17 protein-coding genes are annotated in these 20,170 nt (G+C 72.6%); 8 read left to right on the top strand and 9 right to left on the bottom strand.

Annotated elements, in window-relative coordinates:
* Positions 1 to 41: 41 nt before the first annotated feature.
* From J2N69_RS15985 to J2N69_RS15970, 4 genes are all read right to left on the bottom strand, one after another.
* Entirely contained in the window at positions 42 to 956 is a 915-nt protein-coding gene (locus J2N69_RS15985) for a 1,4-dihydroxy-6-naphthoate synthase (RefSeq protein ID WP_230901378.1), read from the bottom strand.
* Positions 916 to 1,617: a futalosine hydrolase gene (locus J2N69_RS15980; RefSeq protein WP_230901377.1), complete on the bottom strand. Its 702-nt coding sequence runs from the start codon at positions 1,615 to 1,617 to the stop codon at positions 916 to 918. The genes J2N69_RS15985 and J2N69_RS15980 overlap by 41 nt, the downstream gene beginning before the upstream one ends.
* Positions 1,618 to 1,628: 11 nt before the next feature.
* Complete coding sequence (locus J2N69_RS15975; RefSeq protein ID WP_230901376.1) at positions 1,629 to 2,111, bottom strand: DUF2771 domain-containing protein; 483 nt, start codon at positions 2,109 to 2,111, stop codon at positions 1,629 to 1,631.
* Between the two features lie 93 nt (positions 2,112 to 2,204).
* Positions 2,205 to 3,638 (bottom strand): MFS transporter, encoded by a 1,434-nt coding sequence (locus J2N69_RS15970; RefSeq protein WP_230901375.1) that lies wholly within the window; start codon positions 3,636 to 3,638, stop codon positions 2,205 to 2,207.
* A gap of 311 nt (positions 3,639 to 3,949) precedes the next feature.
* On the opposite strand from J2N69_RS15970, the gene J2N69_RS15965 reads away from it, so the two are divergent.
* The 3 genes from J2N69_RS15965 (at position 3,950) to J2N69_RS15955 (ending at position 9,308) form a co-directional block, all read left to right on the top strand.
* On the top strand, positions 3,950 to 4,888 hold the full coding sequence (locus J2N69_RS15965; RefSeq protein WP_230901374.1) for a DUF3027 domain-containing protein: 939 nt from the start codon (positions 3,950 to 3,952) through the stop codon (positions 4,886 to 4,888).
* 239 nt (positions 4,889 to 5,127) lie between these two features.
* The gene (locus tag J2N69_RS15960) at positions 5,128 to 8,256 is read left to right on the top strand and encodes a sacsin N-terminal ATP-binding-like domain-containing protein (RefSeq protein WP_230901373.1); all 3,129 of its coding nucleotides are present in this window, start codon (positions 5,128 to 5,130) and stop codon (positions 8,254 to 8,256) included.
* A gap of 209 nt (positions 8,257 to 8,465) precedes the next feature.
* Entirely contained in the window at positions 8,466 to 9,308 is an 843-nt protein-coding gene (locus tag J2N69_RS15955) for a DUF5707 domain-containing protein (protein WP_230901372.1), read from the top strand.
* Positions 9,309 to 9,323: 15 nt separating this feature from the next.
* Here J2N69_RS15955 and J2N69_RS15950 read toward each other — a convergent pair whose 3' ends face one another.
* Together J2N69_RS15950 and J2N69_RS15945 are read right to left on the bottom strand one after the other, a co-directional pair.
* Positions 9,324 to 11,726: an HAD-IC family P-type ATPase gene (locus J2N69_RS15950; RefSeq protein WP_230901371.1), complete on the bottom strand. Its 2,403-nt coding sequence runs from the start codon at positions 11,724 to 11,726 to the stop codon at positions 9,324 to 9,326.
* Positions 11,727 to 11,831: 105 nt separating this feature from the next.
* The gene (locus J2N69_RS15945) at positions 11,832 to 12,089 is read right to left on the bottom strand and encodes a DUF2530 domain-containing protein (RefSeq protein WP_127910830.1); all 258 of its coding nucleotides are present in this window, start codon (positions 12,087 to 12,089) and stop codon (positions 11,832 to 11,834) included.
* Positions 12,090 to 12,246: 157 nt separating this feature from the next.
* Here J2N69_RS15945 and J2N69_RS15940 point away from each other — a divergent pair, with 157 nt between their 5' ends.
* The 4 genes from J2N69_RS15940 (at position 12,247) to thpR (ending at position 17,263) form a co-directional block, all read left to right on the top strand.
* Entirely contained in the window at positions 12,247 to 13,695 is a 1,449-nt protein-coding gene (locus J2N69_RS15940) for an NCS2 family permease (protein ID WP_230901370.1), read from the top strand.
* 175 nt (positions 13,696 to 13,870) lie between these two features.
* Entirely contained in the window at positions 13,871 to 14,308 is a 438-nt protein-coding gene (locus tag J2N69_RS15935; RefSeq protein WP_127910828.1) for a MarR family winged helix-turn-helix transcriptional regulator, read from the top strand.
* Positions 14,309 to 14,480: 172 nt separating this feature from the next.
* Positions 14,481 to 15,824, top strand: coding sequence for an MFS transporter (locus tag J2N69_RS15930; protein WP_230901369.1), 1,344 nt, complete (start codon positions 14,481 to 14,483; stop codon positions 15,822 to 15,824).
* A gap of 848 nt (positions 15,825 to 16,672) precedes the next feature.
* Positions 16,673 to 17,263 (top strand): RNA 2',3'-cyclic phosphodiesterase, encoded by a 591-nt coding sequence (gene thpR / locus J2N69_RS15925; RefSeq protein ID WP_230901368.1) that lies wholly within the window; start codon positions 16,673 to 16,675, stop codon positions 17,261 to 17,263.
* 136 nt (positions 17,264 to 17,399) lie between these two features.
* Here the strand turns inward: thpR and J2N69_RS15920 are convergent, their stop codons facing one another.
* The 3 genes from J2N69_RS15920 to J2N69_RS15910 form a co-directional block, all read right to left on the bottom strand.
* On the bottom strand, positions 17,400 to 18,392 hold the full coding sequence (locus J2N69_RS15920) for an aldo/keto reductase (RefSeq protein ID WP_230901367.1): 993 nt from the start codon (positions 18,390 to 18,392) through the stop codon (positions 17,400 to 17,402).
* Between the two features lie 49 nt (positions 18,393 to 18,441).
* Positions 18,442 to 19,026 (bottom strand): Uma2 family endonuclease, encoded by a 585-nt coding sequence (locus J2N69_RS15915; protein WP_230901366.1) that lies wholly within the window; start codon positions 19,024 to 19,026, stop codon positions 18,442 to 18,444.
* 81 nt (positions 19,027 to 19,107) lie between these two features.
* Positions 19,108 to 19,614, bottom strand: a complete 507-nt coding sequence (locus J2N69_RS15910) for a MarR family winged helix-turn-helix transcriptional regulator (protein WP_230901365.1) — start codon at positions 19,612 to 19,614, stop codon at positions 19,108 to 19,110.
* Between J2N69_RS15910 and J2N69_RS15905 the strand changes: the two genes are divergently transcribed.
* Complete coding sequence (locus J2N69_RS15905) at positions 19,604 to 20,155, top strand: carboxymuconolactone decarboxylase family protein (RefSeq protein ID WP_230901364.1); 552 nt, start codon at positions 19,604 to 19,606, stop codon at positions 20,153 to 20,155. The genes J2N69_RS15910 and J2N69_RS15905 overlap by 11 nt on opposite strands.
* Positions 20,156 to 20,170: the final 15 nt, after the last annotated feature.

The following is a 20,170-nucleotide window of genomic DNA, read 5'->3' as shown; positions in this document are numbered from 1 at the left end:
CGACGGCGTGCCGGGCGGGCTCGTCGGCCCGCCCGGGATGCTCACGGGAACGCCAGCGCGCCCGGACCGAGGGGCGGTACGAGTCCCTCGGCCGCCGCCCGCGTGAGCAGCCCGCGCACGGCCGCGTAGCCGTCCTCGCCCAGGTCCGCGGTGAACTCGTTGACGTACAGGCCGATGTGCTGGTCCGCGACCGCCGGGTCCATCTCCTGGGCGTGCTCCAGGACGTAGGGGCGGGACGCCTCGGGGTCGTCCCAGGCCATGCGGACCGACGCGCGGGCCGCCTCGGCGAGCCGCTCCAGCGTCGCCGCGCCCAGGCTCCGCCTGGCGATGATCGCGCCCAGCGGGATCGGCAGGCCGGTCGTCGCCTCCCAGTGCTCGCCCATGTCGGCGAGGCGGTGCAGGCCGTAATCGCGGTAGGTGAAGCGGGCCTCGTGGATGACCAGGCCCGCGTCGACCTTGCCGTCGCGCACCGCGGGCATGATCTGGTCGAACGGCAGGACGACGATCTCGCCCACCCCCGAGCCGCCGAGCGTGTCCGCCGCCCACAGCCGGAAGAGCAGATACGCCGTCGACTTCTCGCTCGGCACGGCGACCGTCTTGCCCGTCAGGTCCGTCCCGGGCCCGCGGGTCAGGACGAGAGGCCCGCAGCCCCGGCCGAGCGCACCGCCGCAGGGCAGCAGCGCATAGGTGTCGAGGACGTAGGGCAGGACGGCGTACGAGACCTTCAGGACGTCCAGGTCCGCGTCACCGGCGGCCGGCGCCGAGGCCGCGGCGCGCTCGGCGATGCCGTTGGTGATGTCGATGTCCGCGAACGTCACGTCCAGCGCGGGGGCGCCCGGCACCCGGCCGTGCGCCCACGCGTCGAAGACGAACGTGTCGTTGGGGCAGGGCGAGTACGCGATGCGCAGCGGCGACTCAGCCGTGGGTGCCGTGCGTGTCGTCATGGGTGTCGTCATGCGTGTTCCACCTCTCCAGTACCGGCGCGATCTTCCCGAACGCGTCGCTCAGCGCGGCCAGCGCGTCGCCGATCCGCCAGGCGGCGCGGTCGCGCGGGCCGACGGGGTTGGAGACCGCGCGGACCTCCAGGACCGGCAGGCCGTGCAGGACGGCCGCCTCGGCGACACCGAAACCCTCCATCGCCTCGGCCAGGGCACGCGGGTGGCGCAGCCGCAGTACGGCGGCGCGCTCGGCGGTGCCGGTGACGGTGGAGACGGTCAGGACGGTGCCGGTCGCGGCACCGCAGGCGTCGGCGGTCTCTCGTACGAGGGAACGCGGCGGGAGATGGGTGACGGTGCCGAAGCCGAGTTCGGTGACGGGCGCGAAGCCGTCCGGGGTCTGCGCGCCCAGGTCGGCGACGGTGATCGCGTCGGCGACGACGAGGGAGCCCACGGGGGCCTCGGGCGGGAAGCCGCCGCCGATGCCCGCCGAGACGACCAGGCGGTAGGGCCGCCCCTCGGCGGCGGCGCGGGCGAGCGCGGTGGCCGTGCCCGCCGCGGCGGCCGCGGGGCCCACGCCCACGGCCAGCGTGTCGACGCCCGCGTGGGCGGACAGCGCGCGGGCCACCGCGTCCCGTTCGGCGGGGACGGCGGTGGCCACGAGAACGCGCGGGTGAGGCACCGGACCGGGGGTCAGGAGTCCTTCTCGAACTTGAACGTCCACAGGCCCGTGGCCTTCTGCGTGCCGCCGTTGCCGCCTTCGAGGATGCTGATGGTCACCTTGTCGCCGCCGCCCAGCTGCTGGCTGAAGAAGATGTTGCCGGGGACGACCAGGTACGTCTTCTTGCTGGGCTCGCCCAGCGGCCGGCCGTTCGCCAGCAGCGTCCAGCCCTTGTCGGCGACCTCCGGGTCGACGCCGAAGCGGACCCTCTCGTCGGGGTCGACCTTGACGGTCTTCACGTCCTTGTCCTGGGCGCAGGACTTCAGCTGGGACTTCTTCAGCTCCTTGCCGTCGTTGTAGCAGGAGGCTTCCGTGTTCACCGAGTCGCCGCCGACCGTCACGGTGGCCAGCGGCGTCGGCTTGTCACAGGCCGAGAGGACGAGGAGTCCGGCGGAGACGGCGCCAAGGGCGGCGACGGAGCGGCGCCGACGCGCCGAGGAACGCTGGGAGGTCATGGCTGAAGGCTATCGGGCGCGTCGGGGGGTGCTGTTACGCGGGGGTCGTGGGCGCGGCGCACCCGGCCCCGCCCCGCCCGCCGGCCGTCGCGCTCACACCACCCGGGCGTCACGGGGAGCGCCGCGCCGGGCCGTCGCGAGCAGCCCCCGTACGGTCGGGAGCCAGCCGAGCGCGACGATCCCCGCGGCCACCGTCAGGCCGAGCGGGCCGTTCAGCGGAAGGGCGATGCCGACGCCGCCGCCGATCACCCAGGCGACCTGGAGCAGCGTCTCGGAGCGGGCGAAGGCGGAGGTGCGGACCTGCTCCGGGACGTCCCGCTGGATCAGCGCGTCCAGCGACAGTTTGGAGAGGGCCTGGGCGAAGCCCGCGCAGGCGCCGAGACAGGCGACCGCCACCGGGCTGAAGAACACCGCGGAGGTGATCGCCACGCCCAGCACCACCGCGACGACGGTGACGATGATCAGCTCCGGGGCCCGGGACTTCAGCCAGGCCCCGACGGCCGTGCCGAGCGCGTTGCCCGCGCCCGCCGCCACGCCCACTATCCCCAGTGAGACGGCGGCGCTCTGCCCGCCGAGCGGATGCTCGCGCAGCAGGAACGCCAGGAAGAAGATGAGGAAGCCGGAGAGGCAGCGCAGCGCGGCGTTCACGGCCAGGGCGTGGGTGACGGCCGAGCCGACCGTACGCAGCCCCAGGAGCCCCTTGCGGGCGGTGTCGGCGGCGGCCTCGGCGCGGGCGTGCAGACGCAGGTGCTCCTCGTCGGCGGCCAGCAGCGCCTTGCTCTCGCCCTTCGCCGAGTCGACCTTGCGGGGCAGCGAGAACGACAGGAACATCCCGGATACGAAGATCACGAACGCGCCGAACAGCGGCCAGCGCGGACCGACGCTCTGCAGCCCGGCCCCGATCGGCGCCGCCACGGCCGTCGCGAGGAGACCGCCGAGCGTCACCCGGGAGTTCGCCTTGACCAGGGAGAACCCGGGCGGCAGCAGGCGTGGCACAACCGCGCTTCTCACCACGCCGTACGCCTTGGAGGCGACCAGGACGCCGAGCGCCGCCGGATACAGCTCCACGCTGCCGGTGGCGACGGCGCCCGAGAGCACCAGCGCGAGCAGGGCGCGGGCCAGCATCGCGCCCGCCATCGCGGCGCGGCGGCCGTGCGGGAGGCGGTCCAGGAGCGGGCCGATGACGGGGGCGAGGAGCGTGAACGGCGCCATCGTGATGGCGAGGTAGAGCGCCACGCGGCCGCGCGCCTCGTCCGTCGGCACGGAGAAGAAGACGGTGGAGGCGAGCGCGACGGTGATCATGACGTCGCCCGCGCCGTTCACGCCGTGCAGCTCGATCAGCTTGCCGAGGCCCGACTCGCCCGCGCCGTCGGCATGGGTCGCTTTCCGGATACCGCGTGCCGTGCCGGTGAACGGCAGGTGCAGCGCCCGTCCCAGCGCACGCGCGGCCCGTCTCGCCGGTCCCGGCGAGACGGTTCCTACGGACGTCGACCTGGTGGGGGCCACCCCGTCATAGTGCCCCCTCATGGGCCTCACTAGTACGGATGGCCGCTGTGAGCCACGCCGCCGTGTCCGCGCGGGCGGTCCCGCCGAGGTGTGCCCGGCGAGGCGGCGCGTACGTCGGTGTAGGCCCAGGGGCCGGGAGAAGGTAGCGTGCGTAGCGCGCCTGCGGCGGTTGTTCTTGGCCGCGCGCCTCTCGGTCATCCCGCAGAATGGGTGACGTAGGTGCGCCCGAGGACGTCGGGCGCGGACGTTGACGCGGCCCCCAGGTCCGCTCCGTCCGCCCCCCGCGTAAAGGTGGCGCACTCGTGAGACGGCGTAGGAGAGAAGCGATACCTGTGAGCGCAGCGACAACGCGAAGCCGTACCCCGCGCACCCCGCGTACCCCGGACCGCCTGTGCGCCGAGGCGGTCGGCCTCGCGCGCGCCGCGGCCGAGGAGGCCGCCGCGCCCGGGGTGGTCGGTGAGCATGTCGAGGTCGTCGTCGAGGGCGACCGCGTCGTCACGCACCTCTTCGAGTGCAAGGAGTTCGGCTACCGCGGCTGGCGCTGGGCGGTGACGGTCGCCCGTGCCTCGCGGGCGAAGGTCGTCACGCTCGACGAGACGGTGCTGCTGCCGGGCCCCGACGCCCTCCTCGCCCCCGAGTGGGTGCCGTGGAGCGAGCGGCTGCGCCCCGGTGACATGGGCCCGGGCGACCTGCTGCCGACCGACGCCGAGGACCTCCGCCTGGAGCCCGGCTTCACGGGCGAGGAGGAGCCGCCGCCCAACTCGATCGTGTCGCACGAGATGGCGGCCCTCGCCGAGGCCGAGGACGCCGAGGTCACGGCCGGTTCGCCCGCCGCGCTGCCGGTGGCGCCCGCGCGCGGCTCCATCGCGGCGATCGCCGACGAACTGGGCATGCGCCGCGCGCGGGTCCTCTCGCGGTACGGGCTGCACGTCGCCGCCGACCGCTGGGAGGAGACGCACGGCGCGAAGACCCCGATGGCGCAGGCGGCACCCGCGGCCTGCGTGAGCTGTGGGTTCCTGGTGGCGATCGGCGGTTCACTCGGGCAGGCGTTCGGTATCTGCGCCAACGAGTTCGGTCCCGCGGACGGCCACGTCGTCTCCCTGTCGTACGGCTGCGGCGGCCACTCCGAGGCCGCCGTCATGCCGAAGCCGCCCCGCCCGGCACCGCCGGTCCTGGACGAGACCCGGGTGGACATGCTGCCGCTGCGCCCCTCGGCGGACTCCGGCTCGGTGTCCCTGGAGGGCCCGAGCGAGGACTTGGGCCACAGCTAGTCCCCCCTTCAGGGGCGCGGGGAACTGCGCGAGCGACCCCGACGCACCTGCTCCTGAGACAGAGCCGCGTCCCCCACCCCTCCGCCCCCCTCGGGGTGCGGCCCGCACCCCCCGGGGCACCCCACCAGGACGCGGTACCGTTCGCCCCCACGGCACGTCCGGCCGACAGTGGAAGGTGAGCCGTGGCACGTTCGGTTCCACCCGGACCAGCGCAGTGCGACCGCCAAGGAGAGACGACCGTGAGCAAGACCGTGCGGCCGGCGGCCGAAGGTACGGACCCCTTCGGCACCGCCCGCCTCCGCCGCGGAGTCCTCGACGCGTGGGCGGCGGCCCCGGCCCGCTTCCGTGAGGACGCCAACGCCGAGGAAGACCTCGCCCTCGGCGGCTACCGCGACCGCCTGGTCGTCGAACTCGCCCAGAACGCCTCCGACGCCGCCGCCCGCGCGGGCGTCCCCGGCCGCCTCGCCCTGACGCTGCGCGACGGCGTCCTCGCCGCCGCCAACCGCGGCGCGCCGCTCGACGCCGCCGGAGTGGAGTCCCTGTCCACCCTGCGCGCCTCCGCCAAGCGGGAGGACAGCAGGGACCAGCGGGGCCACAGCGTCGGACGGTTCGGCGTCGGCTTCGCCGCCGTGCTCGCCGTCAGCGACGAGCCCGCCGTCGTGGGGCGTACCGGCGGCGTCCGCTGGTCGCTGTCCGAGGCGCGGGAACTGGCCGCCGAGACCGCCCGGTTCAGCCCCGGCCTCGGCGACGAGATCCGCCGCAGGGACGGCCACGTCCCGCTGCTGCGGCTGCCGTTCGCCGCGGAGGGCACCGCCCCCGAGGGGTACGACACCGTCGTCATCCTGCCGCTGCGCGACGCCGCCGCCGAGGACCTCGTCGCCCGGCTGCTCGACGGGATCGACGACGCGCTGCTCCTGGCCCTGCCCGGCCTGGACGAGGTCTGCGTGGAGACCCCGGACGGCGCCGTGCGCACCCTGCGGCGCCGCGCCGAGGCCCCGTACACCGTCGTCGAGGACAGCCGGGACGGCACGACCCGCTGGCGCACCGTCGGCCACGAGGGCCCGCTCGACGCCGCGCTGCTGAAGGACCGGCCCGTCGAGGAGCGGTTGCGCCCGTACTGGTCGGTCACCTGGGCCGTGCCCGCCGACGCCGACGGCGCCCCGCAGCGGCCCCGCACCGCCCCCGTCGTGCACGCCCCGACCCCGAGCGACGAGCCGCTGGGCGTCCCCGCGCTGCTCATCGCCTCCTTCCCGCTGGACACCGCCCGCCGCCACGCGGCGCCGGGGCCGCTGACCGACTTCCTCGTCCAGCGGGCGGCCGACGCGTACGTCGAACTCCTCGCCGCCTGGCGGCCGGTGACCGAGGAGATCATCGGGCTCGTGCCCGGCCCGCTGGGCCGCAGCGAACTCGACGGGGCCCTGCGCGAGGCCGTCCTGGAGCGGCTGCCGCGCACCGCCTTCCTGCCGCCCGCCCTGCCCCGCGACGCCGACGACGAGGACGAGCTGCCCGAGGTCCTGCGGCCCCGCGACGCGGAGGTCGTCGAGGGCGCCGGCGCCGACACCGTGCGCGTGCTCGCCGAGGTGCTGCCGAGCCTGCTGCCCGCCGGCCTGGAGCGCCGCGCCGAGCTGCGCACCCTCGGGGTCGCCCGCGTCCCGCTGACCGAGGCCGTCGACCGCCTCGCCGGTCTGGAGCGCGCGCCGGACTGGTGGCGGCGGCTGTACGACACCCTGGCCGGCGTCGACCCGGACCGGCTCTCGGGCCTTCCCGTGCCGCTGGCGTCCGGGCGTACGGTGATCGGGCCCCGCCAGGTCCTGCTGCCCGCGTCCGGCGACGAGCGCGACCCCGCCTCGCTCGCCCGGCTCGGACTGAAGGTCGCCCACCCGGACGCCGCCCACCCGCTGCTCGAAAAGCTGGGCGCGCTCCCGGCCACGCCGCGCGCCGTCCTGACCACGCCGCAGGTCCGCGCGGCGGTCGCCGCCTCCCTCGACGACGAGACCTGGGACGAGGACGCCCTGGACGCCGACGAGCTGGCGGACGTCGTCCTGGCGCTGGCACGGGACGCGAACCTCTCGCCGGGCGACGAGCCGTGGCTCGGCGCGCTCGCCCTGCCCGACGAGGACGGCGAACTGGCGCCCGCCGGTGAACTCGTGCTGCCGGGCAGCGCCTTCGCCGAGGTCATGCGGGACGACGAACTGGCGCTCGTCGACCAGGAGCTGGCGGACCGGTGGGGCGAACAGCCGCTGGCCGCCTGCGGGGTGCTCGCCACCTTCGCGCTCGTACGCGCCACCGACGTCGTCCTCGACCCGGACGAACTGGAGCCGCGCGAGGGCGACTTCGCCGAGCCGGACGACGCCGGGCTGCTCGACGCCGTGGACGTGTGGTGCGAGGACCTCCTCGACCGGCTGCCGGACACGCCGGTGCCGCCGGTCGCCACGGAGATCGTCGCCGTGCGGGACCTGGACCTGGTCGACGACGACCGCTGGCCGCAGGCCCTCGCGATGCTCTCGCGCCCGCCGCTGCGGGACGCGCTGACGCAGCCGCTGCGGGTGCTGCTGCCGGACGGCACGACGCAGACCGTCCGCTCGTACACCGCCTGGTGGCTGCGCGGCCACCCTGTCCTGGACGGCCGCCGCCCCGCCGGGCTGCGCGCGGAGGGTGGCGATCCGCTCCTGGTGGGCCTGTACGACGCTGCGGACGCCTCCGGGTTCGGCGATGAGCAGGTGCTGAGGGCCCTCGGCGTACGCACCTCCGTGACCGCCCTGCTCGCGGAGCCGGGCGGCGCCGCCGAACTGCTGGACCGGCTCGCGGACCCGGAGCGGCCCGTCACCCCCGCGCAGCTGCACGCGCTGTACGGCGCGCTGGCCGACCTCGACCCGGAGCAGGTCACCCTGCCCGACGAGGTGCGCGCGGTGGTGGACGGCGAGGTCGTGGTGGTCGACGCGGCGGACGCGGTGGTCGCCGACGCCCCCGACCTGCTGCCGCTGGCCGGCGGCGTGGCGCTGCTGCCCGTCGAACCGCGCAGGGCCGCGGATCTCGCGGAGCTGTTCCAGGTGCGCAGGCTCAGCGAGACGGCGGCCGTGGAGCCCGCGGGCCAGGGCGTCGAGCGGGCGGTGCCGGAACCGGTGCGGACGCTGCTGGGGGCGGCGACCCCGCGGACGTACGTGGAGCACGACGAGCTGATCGCGGGCGGCGTCGAGCTGGACTGGCGGCGCACCCCGGACGGCACCGTGCACGCGGCCACGCTGGAGGGTGTGGCGGCCGGGCTCGCCTGGGCGGCGGGCCAGTGGCCCCGGCGGTTCGAGGTGGCGGCGCTGCTCGAAGACCCCTCGCGGACGGCGGAGCTGGCGCGGGACCGCTGGTTCGACTGACGCCCCGACACGCGGAGTGTCCTGCTCCCGCCCCGGCGAACGGGGCAGAACGGGACACTCCGCGGACCGGCCGCGGAATCTTCACCCCTCGTACAACCGTTCGCCCCTGTCGTGGGTCTGATCTCGCGAGTCAACAGACTCCTAGATCACTTGGGTCTCGCGTGACGGCGAATGCACCGCGAGGCCCCCTTCTCCACTTGGGGAAACGCATGCGCATCCGTGCCACCGTGGCCGTACTGACCGGCACCCTGGCCCTGTCCGCACTGGCTGTTCCGGCCGCCCAGGCCGCCGACGCCCCGAAGGTCCCGAACCTCACCACCTTCTCCCAGAAGGGCCCGGCGGACGAGACCGTGGGCGACACCAAGATCACGAAGGTCACCGTCAACGGTGGCAAGGACATCGTGGTCGGCACCTCCGCCAAGAAGACGGTCACCATCACCGTCACCGCCACGGACCCGAGCGGCATCAAGGACGGCGCCGCGCTCCTGTGGCACGGCTCGAAGTTCACCGAGGACGAGATCGACGGCTCCATGGTCCCGGGCGAGGACGAGGCGGCCGACTGCAAGGCCGTCAACTCCACCACGGGCACCTGCACCATCAAGGTCGTCGCCGACCCGAAGGTGAACATCTACGGCAACATCCTCGCCGGCAAGTGGAAGGTCCTGGCGGGCGCCCAGGCCAAGGACGGCGACTACATCATCCGGGACACCTACGCGAGCAACGTCTCGGTGAAGCGGGCCGCCAAGCTGACCACCAACGCCTCCCCGGAGCCGGTCAAGAAGGGCAGGACCATCACGGTCACCGGCGCCCTGACCCGCGCCAACTGGGACACCGCGAAGTACGCGGGCTACACCGGCCAGTCCGTCAAGCTCCAGTTCAAGAAGAAGGGCGCCAGCAGCTACACCACCGTCAAGACGGTGAAGTCCGGCTCCAAGGGCGCGCTGAAGACCACCGTCACGGCCTCCGCCGACGGCTACTTCCGCTACTCCTTCGCCGGCACCTCCACCACCCCGTCCGTGACGTCGGTCAGCGACTTCATCGACGTGCGCTAGTACCGCCGGTAGCGCCTATGCCGGGACGCGGCGGTCCACCCAGCGGTAGATGACCTCGATGGCCAGCGAGGCCACCGCCGCGATCGCGACCGCCGCCCACGGCATCGTCGTGCCCACCAGCTTCAGCTGGAAGAAGTCCTGGAGCCAGGGCACGGTCAGCACGAGCAGGAAGCCGAGACCCATCGCGCCGATCAGGCCGATCCGCCACCACGTGTAGGGGCGGGCGATGATGGCGAGCACCCACATGGCGATCAGGAACAGCGCCAGGGTCGCCGCGCTGGTCTCGGCTTCCCGCGCGCCCGCGCCCGCGTAGTGGTGCCGGGCCAGCAGATACGTCGCGAAGGTCGCGCCGCCCGCGATGACGCCGCCCGGGATCGCGTACCGCATCACCCTGCGCACGAAGTGCGGCTGCGCCCGCTCCTTGTTGGGGGCGAGGGCCAGGAAGAAGGCCGGGACGCCGATGGTCAGCGTGGACAGCAGCGTCAGGTGCCGGGGCAGGAAGAGGTACTCGACCTGCGAGCAGACCACGAGCAGCGCGAGGATCACCGAGTAGACGGTCTTCACCAGGAACAGCGTGGCCACACGCGTGATGTTGCCGATGACGCGGCGGCCCTCCGCGACCACCGAGGGCAGCGTCGCGAAGCTGTTGTTGAGCAGCACGATCTGCGCGACCGCCCGCGTGGCCTCCGAACCCGAGCCCATGGAGACCCCGATGTCGGCGTCCTTCAGGGCCAGTACGTCGTTCACACCGTCGCCCGTCATCGCGACCGTGTGGCCGCGTGACTGGAGGGCGCCCACCATGTCGCGCTTCTGCTGCGGGGTGACCCGGCCGAAGACGGCGTGGTCGTCGAGCGCCTGTCCCATCTCCGCCCGCTCGGCGGGCAGCCGCCGCGCGTCGACGGTGTTCGCGGCGCCGGGCAGCCCGAGCTTGCCCGCCACCGCACCCACCGAGACCGCGTTGTCGCCGGAGATGACCTTGGCGGCGACATTCTGCTCCTCGAAGTAGCGCAGGGTGTCGGCGGCGTCGGGGCGCAGCCGCTGCTCCAGGACGACCAGGGCGGTCGCCCGCGCCCCGTCGGCCACGTCGGGGGCGTCGAGGTCGCCGCTCACCCGGGCCAGCAGCAGGACGCGCAGGCCCTGCTGGTTGAGCTCCTCGATCTCGGCGAGGGACGGGTCACCGTCGGGCAGCAGCACGTCGGGCGCGCCGAGGAGCCAGGCGGACGTGGTGCCGTCGCCCTCGCTGAAGGAGGCGCCGCTGTACTTGCGGGCCGAGGAGAAGGGCAGCGACTGAGTGCAGCGCCACTCCTCGCTGTCCGGGTAGGTGTCGATGATCGCCTGGAGCGAGGCGTTCGGCCGCGGGTCGGACTCGCCGAGGGCGCCGAGGACCTTGCGTACGTACGCCTCGTCGGCGCCGTTGAGGGTGCGCAGGTCGGTGACGTCCATGCCGCCCTCGGTGAGGGTGCCGGTCTTGTCCAGGCAGACCGTGTCGACGCGGGCCAGGCCCTCGATCGCCGGGAGTTCCTGGACGAGGCACTGCTGGCGGCCGAGCCGGATGACGCCGATCGCGAAGGCGACGGAGGTGAGGAGCACCAGCCCCTCCGGGATCATGGGGACGATCCCGCCCACGGTGTAGGCGATGGACTCCTTGAAGTCGTCGTCCTTGACGACGAGCTGGGAGATGACCAGGCCGATGGAGGTCGGCACCATCAGCCACGTCACGTACTTGAGGATCGTGGAGATGCCGGAGCGCAGCTCGGAGTGGACGAGCGTGAAGCGGGAGGCCTCTTCGGCGAGCTGCGCGGCGTACGCCTCGCGGCCGACCTTGGTGGCGGTGAAGGAGCCGCCGCCCGCGACGACGAACGAACCCGACATCATCCGGTCGCCCGGCTTCTTGACGACGGGGTCGGCCTCACCGGTCAGCAGCGACTCGTCGATCTCCAGGCTGTCGGTCTCCACGGCCTCGCCGTCGACCGGGATCTTGTCGCCGGGTCCCAGCTCCACCAGGTCGCCGAGGACGATCTCGGAGGTGGAGATCTCGGCGGCCCGGCCGTCGCGCCGCACGGTCGGCTTGGCCTCGCCGATGAGGGCCAGGGAGTCGAGCGTCTTCTTGGCGCGCCACTCCTGGATGATGCCGATGCCGGTGTTGGCGACGATCACGAAGCCGAAGAGGCTGTCCTGGATCGGCGCCACGAAGAGCATGATCACCCAGAGGACGCCGATGATGGCGTTGAAGCGGGTGAAGACGTTGCCCCGGATGATCTCGCCGAGGGAACGGGAGCTGCGTACCGGTACGTCGTTGACCTCGCCGCGGGCCACCCGCTCGGCGACCTCGGCGGAGCTAAGGCCCCTGGGCCGCCCCGCCGGGGGCGGCACCGGGTGGGCCGGGTCGAGTTCGGCGCCCGCGTCGATATGCGTCATGCATTCGACGGTAAGGGCGGTGATGGGGCTTCACCCCTCGAATGCCCCGAAGATCCGACCACGGTATGAGGCGTCCCGCCCCGTCCGGTCCCGTGGTCGTACGAGTCATTCGGAGCGGGTGACTTTCGACCTCTTGATCGCGGCGTCGCGCACCCGTACGTACCAGATGCCGATGAGGCCGAGGCCGCCGCCGGCCAGGCAGGTCCACACCCACCAGGTCGCGTCGCGGTCGTCGAACCAGCCGTAGAAGGGGAGCTGGACGAGGAAGAGGGCGAACCAGAGGATCGTGCCGCCGGTGATGGTGGCGACCACGGGGCCCTCCAGGGGCTCCGGCGCCTCGTGCTTGGGGGTCCACTTCTCCATGCGGACAGCTTACGAGGCGGGGTCAGCCCGGGTGCCACCCCTTGCGCGGCCTGGGTCTACGCGCGGAGATAGCGATTTCCTCCTCATGTATTCATACTGAAACGGCTTATGAATGGCCGGTTGTTTTCGTATGAATATACAAGTCACGAGGTTTTCCATGTCCCCCTCGGCCAGTGCCCCGGTCGACGCCGGTAAAGAGCCCCCGAAGCCCCCGCGAAGCGGCCTCGACGGCTATTTCAAGATCACTGAGCGCGGTTCCACCCTGGCCAGGGAAGTCCGCGGCGGCTTCGCCACCTTCTTCGCGATGGCCTACATCATCGTGCTGAACCCGATCATCCTGGGCAGCGCGAAGGACATGTACGGGCACCAGCTCGACAACAAGCAGCTGGTCACCGCGACCGTGCTCACCGCCGCCTTCACCACGCTCCTGATGGGCGTCATCGGCAACGTCCCGATCGCGCTCGCCGCGGGGCTCGGCGTGAACACCGTGGTCGCCCTCCAGCTCGCGCCGCGCATGTCGTGGCCCGACGCCATGGGCATGGTCGTCCTCGCGGGCTTCGTCGTGATGCTCCTCGTCGCGACCGGGCTGCGGGAGCGGGTGATGAGCGCCGTGCCGCTCGGCCTGCGCAAGGGCATCGCGATCGGCATCGGCCTGTTCATCATGCTGATCGGCCTCGTCGACTCCGGCTTCGTCTCGCGCATGCCCGACGCCGCCCACACCACCGTCCCGCTCCAGCTCGGCGGCGACGGCCACCTCGACGGCTGGCCGGTCCTGGTCTTCGTGCTCGGCGTGCTGCTCACCCTGGCGCTGATCGTGCGCAAGGTGCCGGGCGCCATCCTGATCAGCATCGTCGTGATGACCCTCGTCGCGGTGGTCATCAACGCCGTCGCCACGGTGCCATCCTGGGGCCTGACCACCCCGAAGTGGCCGGGCAACCCCGTCTCGACGCCGGACTTCGGGCTCGTCGGCGACATCAGCCTCTTCGGCGGCTTCGAGAAGGTCGGCGTCCTGACCGGCGTCCTGTTCGTCTTCACCGTGCTGCTCTCGACCTTCTTCGACGCCATGGGCACGATCATGGGCATCAGCGACGAGGCCGAGCTGACCGACGAGAACGGCAACATGCCCGGCATCAACAAGGTGCTCTTCGTCGACGGCATCGCGGTCGCCGCGGGCGGCGCCTCCTCCGCCTCCGCCACCACCTGCTTCGTGGAGTCCACGGCGGGCGTCGGCGAGGGCGCGCGGACCGGCCTCGCGAACGTCGTCACCGGCGGCCTCTTCGCCGTCGCGCTGTTCCTCACGCCGGTCGCCACGATGGTCCCGTCCCAGGCGGCCACGCCCGCGCTGCTCGCGGTGGGCTTCCTGATCCTGTCCGGCTCGATCCGGCAGATCGACTGGAGCGACCCGACGATCGCCATCCCGGCGTTCGTGACGATGCTGATGATGCCGTTCACGTACTCGATCACGAACGGCATCGGCATGGGCTTCATCACGTTCAGCGTGCTGCGGCTCGCCGCCGGGCGGGGGCGCGAGGTGCCGGCCGCGATGTACGTGGTGTCGGCGGTCTTCGCCTTCTACTACCTGATGCCGGCGCTGAACCTGACGTAGGCCCACGGGGGCTCGGAACGGGCCCAGGAAAGCGGAGAGAGGCGTCCCCCGGACACGACGGGGGGACGCCTCTCGTGCGTGACCGGCTCACTCGTACGGATGGTGAAAGGGCTCGGCGGAGTGGTGCGGGGAAACGAGTGGTCCTTAGCGAGGGTAATGAGTTACTCTAACGAACATGCCGGACCTCTCCCATGGTGACGACGCCGTCGCCGTGAACGCCCTGCGCTCCGCCGTGATGCGCCTGTCCCGTCGACTCAAGCACCAGCGTGTCGACGAGTCGCTGAGCCCGACCGAGATGTCGGTGCTCGGCACCCTTGCCCGCTGCGGCAGCGCCACTCCGGGCGAACTCGCCCGCAAGGAGCATGTGCAGCCGCCGTCGATGACCCGCATCGTCGCCCTGCTGGAGGCCAAGGGGCTGGTCCGGCTGGAGCCGCACCCCGAGGACCGCCGCCAGAAGGTGGTCACCCAGACGGAGACCGCCGAGGCGATGCTCGAAGAGAGCCGCCGCAAGCGGAACGCCTGGCTGGCCGGTCTGGTCGAGCACCTCGACGACGACGAGTGGGCGCGCCTGCGGGCCGCCGCGCCCGTCCTGGAGAAGCTCGCGCATTTGTGACCGCGGGTTTGGCCGCCGCCGAGCGGGTGACGGTTGATCCTCGTATGACTGATCCTCGTACGGCACATGGGACACGTGGGGCACGTCCGACGCGTCCGATGTGGCTGATGTGACCGATGCGACGGATGTGACCGACAAGCCTGACCCTTCGTACGCCAAAGGAGGCGAACCTTTGAGTACGGGACCCGGAGCAGACTCCGCCCCCGCACCAACCACCCTCGACAAACCGTCCGCCCGCAAGTCCTCGATGTTCAGCTCGCTGAAGATCCGCAACTACCGGCTCTTCGCGACCGGGGCCGTCGTCTCCAACACCGGTACCTGGATGGCCCGCATCACCCAGGACTGGCTGGTCCTCAGCCTCACCGGGTCCTCGGCGGCCGTCGGCATCACCACGGCCATGCAGTTCCTGCCGATGCTGCTCTTCGGCCTCTACGGCGGTGTGATCGCCGACCGCTTCGCCAAGCGGAGCCTGCTCTTCTGCACCCAGGGCGCGATGAGCATCAGCGGGCTCTTCCTCGCCGCGCTCACGCTCAGCGGGCACGTGCAGGTCTGGCACGTCTACCTCGCGGCCTTCTTCACCGGCCTCGTCACCGTCGTCGACAACCCGACCCGGCAGTCCTTCGTCTCCGAGATGGTGGGACCGGACCAGGTCCGCAACGCCGTCTCGCTGAACTCCGCCAACTTCCAGTCCGCCCGGCTCGTCGGCCCCGCCGTGGCGAGCGCGCTGACCGCGGCCGTCGGGCCCGGCTGGGCGTTCCTCGCCAACGGCCTGTCCTTCCTCGCGCCGCTCACGGGGCTGCTGCTGATGCGGACCTCCGAGCTGCACCCCGCCCCGCGCAAGCCGCGCGGCAAGGGCCAGCTGCGGGAGGGCCTCACGTATGTCTCGCGGCACCCCGAGCTGATCTGGCCGATCGTCCTCGTCGGCTTCATCGGCACCTTCGGGTTCAACTTCCCGATCTGGCTGAGCGCCTTCGCGGACGACGTCTTCCACGGCGGCGTGGGGATGTACGGGCTCTTCAACACGCTGATGGCCCTCGGTTCGCTGGCCGGGGCGCTGCTCGCGGCCCGCCGCGGCACCTCGCGGCTGCGGCTGCTGGCCGGGGCGGCGATCGCCTTCGGCGTGCTCCAGATCGTGGCGGCGTTCGCCCCCGACCTGTGGATGTTCGTCGCGCTGATCGTGCCCATCGGCATCCTCGGCCTGACGGTGAACGTCACCGCGAACTCCTCGGTGCAGATGGCCACGGACCCGGAGATGCGGGGCCGCGTGATGTCGCTGTTCATGATGGTCTTCACCGGCGGCACCCCGCTCGGCGGCCCGCTCTTCGGCTGGCTCGCCGACGCGTACGGCGTCCGGATCAGCATGGCGGTCGGCGGCCTGGTCTGCGCGCTCGCCGCGGCGGGCGTGGGCCTGATGCTGGCCCGCGCGGCCGACCTCCGCCTGAAGGTGGACCTGCGCAGGGGCCGCCGGCACGTGCAGTTCGTACCGAGGGAGAGGGAAATGGCAACGGCGGCGTGACGCCTCCGGCGGGGGGCGCGGTGGGGGCTTGGGGTGGCCTTGTGGGGGGTTCCTGGCTGCGGGTGCTTTTCGTGATCGGGCGCTGTGGCCGAGGTGCTGCCGGCTGGGGCGTGATGCCGCCGGCGGGGGCTCGGCGGGGGCTCGGGAGGGCCTTGCGCGGGGGCTCTTGGCCGGTGCCCTCCGTGATCGGGTGCCGTGGCCGAGGTGCTGCCGGCAGGGGCGTGATGCCGCCGGCGGGGGCCCGGCGGGGGCTCGGGGTGGCCTTGTGCGGGGCTGTTGGCCGGTGCCTTGCGTGAGCGGTGGCTTGGCGGGTCGCACGCGTCCGGGCCGGGGAGGACGTGCCGCATGAGGCCTTTCGCGGCGGTGCGGCTGCCGGGTGCCGTGGCCGAGGAGCTAGTGGCGGCGTGACGCCTCCTGTGGGGGCTCGGCGGAGGGCTCGGGAGGGCCTTGCGCGGGGGCTCTTGGCCGGTGCCCTCCGTGATCGGGTGCCGTGGCCGAGGTGCTGGCGGCGGGGGCGTGATGCCGCCGGCGGGGGGCTCGAAGTGGCTTGCGTGGGGCTCTTGGCCGGTGCCCTCCGTGATCGGGTGCCGTGGCCGAGGTGCTGGCGGCGGGGGCGTGATGCCGCCGGCGGGGGGCTCGGCGGGGTCGGGGGGGCCTTGCGCGGGGCTCCTGGCCGGTGTCTTCCATGATTGGACGCCGTGGCCGAGTAGCTGGCGGTGGCGTGATGCCTCCCCCGGGGGCTCGGCGGGGCCTCTCCGGATGGCCTTGTCCCGGGGCTCGTGGTCGGTGCCTTGCGCAAACGGTGGCTTGGTGGGGCGTGTGCGCCCCGGCCGGGGAGGATGTGCCGTATGAGACTCTTCGCGGCGGTGCGGCCGCCCGGTGGCGTGGTCGAGGAGTTGGCGGTGGTCGTCGCCGAGTTGTGGCGGCTGCACGGCTCCGGGGCGCTGCGTTGGGCCGGTCGCGAGAGTTGGCACTTCACGCTCGCGTTCATGGCCGAGGTGCCACCGGAGGCCCTGCCCGGGCTCACCGCCCGCCTGACGCGGGCCGCGCACCGCACCCCGCCCTTCACCCTCGCCCTGCGCGGCGGCGGACACTTCGGCGACCGCGTGCTGTGGGCGGGCGTCACGGGAGAGGTGGCCGCCCTGCGGCACCTCGCCGGGCGGACGGAGGCAGCGGCGCGCAAGGCGGGCCTCGCGAGGGAGGAGCCCCGGCACTACCGCCCGCACCTGACGCTGGCCCGCGGCGGGGGCGGAACCGACCTGCGGCCGTACGCCGACGCCCTCGCCGCCTTCACGGGGGCGCCCTGGACGGTCGACGAGCTGATCCTCGTACGCAGCACGCTGCCGAAGAGCGGTGTGCCGGGGGAGCGGCCGCGCCACGCGACGGTCGGGCGGTGGCCGCTGGGAGGCGGCGCCCGGTGTCCGGACGCGGCCGGTTAACCTCGACGGTGTGGACCCGAAGACCAGGAACCGGATCATGGCCGGTGTGCTCGTGATGATGTTCGTCGTGGTGGCGGTGGCGGCCGCGTTCGGCTAGCCGCCGAACGCGGGCCGCCCCGCGTACCCCAGGGGGCTGTTACCAGGCGAAGGACTCCGGCGACGGGCCCGGCCCGGGGAAGATCTCGTCCAGGGGGTCGAGCAGCTCCCGCGACAGCTCCAGCTCGACGGCGCGCAGCGCGGAGGCGAGCTGCTCGGCGGTGCGCGGGCCGACGATCGGCGCGGTGACCCCCGGCCGCGTCAGCAGCCAGGCGAGCGCGACCTCGCCGGGCTCCAGACCGTGCTTGTCGACCAGGTCCTCGTACGCCTGGACGCGTGCCCGGACCTCCGGCTTGGCCAGCTCGGCGGCGGCCCGGCCGCCACCGCTGCGGCGGGCGCCCTCCGGCTTCTTCAGCGCGCCGCCCAGCAGACCGCCCTGCAGCGGCGACCAGGGGATGACGCCGACGCCGTACTCCTGGGCGGCCGGCAGCACCTCCATCTCGGCGTCGCGCACGGCGAGGTTGTACAGGCACTGCTCGCTGACGAGCCCGAGGGTGCCGCGCCGCGCGGCGATCTCGTTGGCCTGGGCGATTTTGTAGCCGGGGAAGTTGGAGGAACCGGCGTAGAGGATCTTGCCCTGCTGGACCAGGACGTCGACGGCCTGCCAGATCTCCTCGAACGGCGTGTGCCGGTCGATGTGGTGGAACTGGTAGATGTCGATGTAGTCGGTCTGGAGCCGCCGCAGCGACCCCTCGACGGCGCGCCGGATGTTGAGGGCGGAGAGCCGGTCGTGGTTGGGCCAGACGGTCCCGCCGTCGACGTCCATGGGCCCGTACACCTTGGTGGCGAGCACGACCTTGTCGCGCCGTTCGCCGCCCTGCGTGAACCAGGTGCCGATGATTTCCTCGGTGCGGCCCCGGCCCGCGCCCTGACCGTACGTGTTGGCGGTGTCGAAGTAGTTGACGCCCGCGTCGAGCGCGGTGTCCATGAGCGAGTGGCTGTCGGGTTCGTTGGTGAACGGCCCGAAGTTCATGGTGCCGAGCGTGAGCCGGCTGACCTTGAGCCCTGTGCGTCCCAGCTGCGTGTACTTCATGAGGCCCTAGCCAAGGGGGTGGAGTGGGCTCCAGGCAAGGGGGTTCGGGTCAGTCGCGGGAGAAGTCGGAGGTGTCGAAGGTGAGGCCGAGGAAGGTGTGGGTCAGGTCGACCTTCTCGCCGAAGTCGACGGTCGTATGGACGTGGTAGGCGCCTTCCCCGGGCCGGGTGTAGACGTGGCATTCGCCCTGGTAGGGGTCGACGATGAGGTAGACGGCGACTCCGGCGGTGGCGTACCCGGTCTTCTTGGGGCCGTAGTCGTTCGAGCCCGTGCCCCGGGAGATCACCTCGGCGACGAATTCGACGTCGCTGCACAGGAAGCCGCCCCGCTTGGTGCGTTCGGCTCCCTCGGCGACCAGGGCCACGTCGCTGCAGAAGGCATTCAGCTCGCCGGGGTAGTCGATGCGGACGTCGGACAGCGTGCGCTGACGCGGGTACTTGGTCCTCAACTGCTCGATGATGCCCAGGGTGATGTCCCAGTGGTTGGCCCGCTGCGGCGTCATGTGGACGGCCCCCTCGATGATGTCGATCTTGTATCCCTCGAGGAAGGGCCCCCGCTCAAGCGCCTCGAACATCTCGTCCAGGCGCGCGGTGTTGTTGTCGGCCATCTTGATCCTGTCGTCCACAAGAGTCATCGTGGCGCTCCTCCCCGGCTGCCGCTTGGGACGGGCAGCCGCGCAGTACAACGATACGCACGGAGGCAACGTCACGTCCGGTCATGAACCGCCCAGCCACCCCGCCGCGTCGAGGCGGAACGCCTCCGGGGGGATGACGGCGGACAGGTCGTCCTGAAGGGCGTCCAGGCGCTCCGCGCCGATCCGCTCGGCCCACTCCGCCCGCAGCTCCTCGAAGATCACCGCCGAGCGCCGCAGTGCGTCGATGCCGTGCGGGGTGAGGCGGATCAGCTTGCGGCGGCCGTCGGCGGGGTCGTCGGCGCGGGCCGCGTAGCCGAGGGCGACGAGGCGGTCGACGGTCTTGCCCGCGGCCTGCTTGGAGACGCCGAGGCGGCGGCCGACCTCGCTGGCGGTGGCGCCGCCCACGCCGATGGCCTGCATCGCGAAGCCGTGGGCGGGGCGGAGGTCCGGGTGGCCCTGGCGGGCCAGCTCGGCGTGCAGGCGGTCGATGAGGGCGCGGAAGCCGGCGAAGAGGAGCAGGGGCAGCTCATACCCCTTGTCCTTGTCGACAACCTGGTTTACCTTCTTTTCGTCAACCATGTTGTCCATCTTAAGGGCCGGAGCGGGCCCGCAGGGGGTACGGGTGTTTACCGAGCACACAGTGGAAACCGCGCCGCCCGCCTCACGCGCGGCCATGGAGCGCACGGCCGCCGCCTTCGGGCAGGTGCCGAACGCGGTCGCCCGCCTCGCCGAGTCGCCCGAACTCCTCAACGGCTTCCTGGAGATGACGGCGGCCTTCGACCGGACGACCCTCGACCCCGTCGCCCGCGAGGTCGTCATCATGACGGTCGCGACACGCAACGACTGCCACGTCTGCGTCACGATGCACACCGGCAAGCTGCGCCGGCTGGGCGCGTCGCCCGAGCTGATCACCGCCCTCCGCGAGGGGCGGGCTCTGTCCGACGAACGCCTCGAAGCGGTACGGCAGTTCACGCACACCGTTCTCGCGACGGCGGGCGCTGTCCCGGATGCCGACCTGGAGGCGTTCCTCGCGCACGGCCGCACCGAGCGCAACGCCCTCGAAGTCGTCCTCGGCATCGGCACGTACACGATGTCGACGCTGGCGAACCGGCTGACGCGGGCGGCCTGAGACGTCCGGTGCGCC

Source organism: Streptomyces huasconensis, assembly GCF_021028635.1.
In the GTDB taxonomy this organism is placed as follows: domain Bacteria; phylum Actinomycetota; class Actinomycetes; order Streptomycetales; family Streptomycetaceae; genus Streptomyces; species Streptomyces huasconensis.
Note: the sequence above shows the minus strand (reverse complement) of the source record. Positions and strands in the feature narration are given on the sequence as shown.